Consider the following 2,505-nt stretch of genomic DNA (forward strand, 5'->3'; position numbering starts at 1 on the left):
TGCCAGCCGCTGGCGGTCGAGCACGCCGAGCGCACGCAGCACGCGCGTGGCGTTCGGCACGACCTGCAGCCCGGCGCCGACTTCCCGAAACGCCCGGCTCTGCTCGAGGACGGTGACCCGATGGCCGGCGCGGCGCAGCGCGAGCGCGGCGGCCAGGCCGCCGATGCCGGCACCGACGATGATCGTGTCGAGTGACAGGGACGGTGTCATGGGCGGGTTCGCTGTGGGTCCGGAAGGATTCGGCATGGCGTCATAGCCCCGGCAGCACGTCGCGGGCGAACACCTCCAGGTTGTTGCTCATCAGCTCGTAAGGCTGCGCGCCATAGTCGATGTGCCACAGGATCGCGTCGAGACCGAGGTCGGCTTCCAGCGCGCGAATGCGCTGGCGCACGGTGTCGGGCGTGCCGAGCACGGCGGTCGCGTCGAGGTCGGCCGTATCCATGCCGCCCATCTTGTTCTTCATCGCTTCGTTGTAGCCCTGGTAGGCCGGCGACTGCACCTGGTCCCACGACTTCGCGGCTTCCGCGAAATAGCGCCAGTGATGGCGCAGGCGCGGTTCCGCGAGCTCCAGTGCGTGCGCGTCCGACGTGCCGATCATCAGCGGGATGCTGATCGCGACCTGCGGACGGCGGCCCGTATGGCCGTGATGGCGCTCGAACGTCTCGCGATAGAGCGCCACCATCTCCTGCGTCTTCGCGAGCGCGGCCTTGCGCGGCGGCGCGGCCATCAGCAGGTTGAAGCCGCGTTCGCCGATCCACTCGAAGCTGGACGGCGTGAGCAGCGCGGCGACCCAGACCGGCGGGCGCGGCTGCTGCGTCGGGCGCGGCAGCGATTGCGCGTCGCGGTAGCGGAAGAACGGAGTGTCTTCGCTGACCGATTCCTCGGTGAGGAGGCGCACCGTCGCGTCGATCGTCTGCTGGAAACGCGTCTTGCTCGAATCGAGATCGATGCCGAACGCATCGAATTCGTACGGCAGGAAGGCGCGCGCGAAGCCCAGTTCGAGCCGCCCGTTCGAGATCGCGTCGAGCTGCGCGGCTTCGGCCGCGAGCTGGATCGGATGATGGAACGACGCCTGGATGCCGCCCGTCATCAGGCGGATCGACTCCGTCTGCGCAGCCGCGGCCGCGAGGAACATCAGCGGCGACGGGCTGTAGCCGCCGTACGGCTTCAGGTAGTGCTCGGTCATCTTCACGTACGTGTAGCCGAGCCGGTCCGCCAGCGCGCTGAGCTTCAGCGCGTGCGCGTAATAGTCGGCCGCCGGGCGGTCGGCCGGGCCGGTATCGGGCAAAAAGGACACGCCGAACTTCATAGACACCTCACAGGTTGATGTGCTGCCGTTGTCTGCAAAGGGGAACCGATGCCGCGTCGAATGCGTCCCCCGGTCGGGAAACAGGATCGCTCGCAATGTACTTGCAAGGATGATCCAATCATAGGATGATTGGGTCTATGCAAGTCTTACACGATGCAAGATTTGCTGCAAGCGTTGCTCGGTTGTCGCTCCAGTTCCGCCCGCTAGCGGGCACCCCGGGGGCCGGCTGAAGTCGCACGGGCCGGCCTCTCCATTTCTGGCGAGGAATCAAGGATGAACGCTCTTCTATCGGTTTCTGGCAAGGCGCTCAGGATGCGGCGGGTGGTGCGTGCCGCATCGGGCAAGTGTCTGATGGTGCCGCTCGACCATTCGCTCGCGGACGGCCCGATCGCCCATCCGCAGCAGTTGCGGCAGCTCGTCGGCGACATCGCCGCGCACGGCGGCGACGCGATCGTCGTGCATCGCGGCCGCGCGCGCTTCCTGTCTCCCGACGTGCTGAGCGATCTCGCGCTCGTCGTGCACCTGAACGGCTGCACGCGCTACGCGGAGGACGTGAACGCGAAGACGCTGTTCGCGAGCGTCGAGGATGCGCTGGCAAGCGGCGCGGACGCGGTCAGCGTGCACGTGAATCTCGGCTCGAAGACGGAAAACCAGCAACTGCTCGACCTGAGCCGCATCGCGACCGAGTGCGCGCGCTGGTCGCTGCCGCTGCTCGCGATGATTTATCCGCGCGGCCCCGGCCTCGGCGATCGTCCGCAGACCGAACTGATCGCCCACGCGGCGAACGTCGCGGCGGATCTCGGCGCCGACATCGTCAAGCTGCCGTACAGCGGTGACGCCGCGAGCATGGCCGACATCATCGCCGGCTCGTCGCTGCCGGTGCTGGTCGCGGGCGGCGCGAAGCTGCCGGAAGACGAGTTCGTCGCGTTCACGTCGCGCGTGATGCACGCGGGTGCGCTCGGCATCGCGGCTGGCCGCAACGTGTTCGCCGCGCCGAAGGCCGCACCGCTGATCCGCCGCCTGTCCGATGCCGTACACGGCGTCGAGCGGCGCGCCGCGCACCTGGCCGCCTGAGCCGGTGCGCCGGGCCGTCGCGCCCGGTTTCTTCCGATCATCGAGGGTTTCCATGCATCGCTATCCGTGGATCGACCTGCGCGCGCTCGGCGCGCAGGCAGGCGCCGTCGCGGCCGACGCAG

At 68.3% G+C, this 2,505-nt stretch carries 3 protein-coding genes; 1 reads left to right on the forward strand and 2 read right to left on the reverse strand.

Annotation, left to right across the window (positions count from 1 at the left end; translation table 11 throughout):
* A partial coding sequence (locus G3O06_RS47590) for an FAD-dependent oxidoreductase (protein ID WP_205820240.1) occupies positions 1-210 on the reverse strand: 210 nt, incomplete at its 3' end.
* A gap of 40 nt (positions 211-250) precedes the next feature.
* Positions 251-1,297, reverse strand: coding sequence for an LLM class flavin-dependent oxidoreductase (locus G3O06_RS47595; RefSeq protein ID WP_346779604.1), 1,047 nt, complete (start codon positions 1,295-1,297; stop codon positions 251-253).
* A gap of 285 nt (positions 1,298-1,582) precedes the next feature.
* On the opposite strand from G3O06_RS47595, the gene G3O06_RS47600 reads away from it, so the two are divergent.
* On the forward strand, positions 1,583-2,383 hold the full coding sequence (locus tag G3O06_RS47600; RefSeq protein WP_174974652.1) for a 2-amino-3,7-dideoxy-D-threo-hept-6-ulosonate synthase: 801 nt from the start codon (positions 1,583-1,585) through the stop codon (positions 2,381-2,383).
* Positions 2,384-2,505 lie beyond the last annotated feature (122 nt).

This window comes from Burkholderia sp. Ac-20345, from assembly GCF_017104825.1.
Lineage (GTDB): Bacteria > Pseudomonadota > Gammaproteobacteria > Burkholderiales > Burkholderiaceae > Burkholderia > Burkholderia lata_B.

Coding starts and splice junctions, on each gene's coding strand:
- G3O06_RS47600 (WP_174974652.1), top strand. CDS start 1,583: ATGAACGCTCTTCTATCGGTTTCTGGCAAGGCGCTCAGGATGCGGCGG.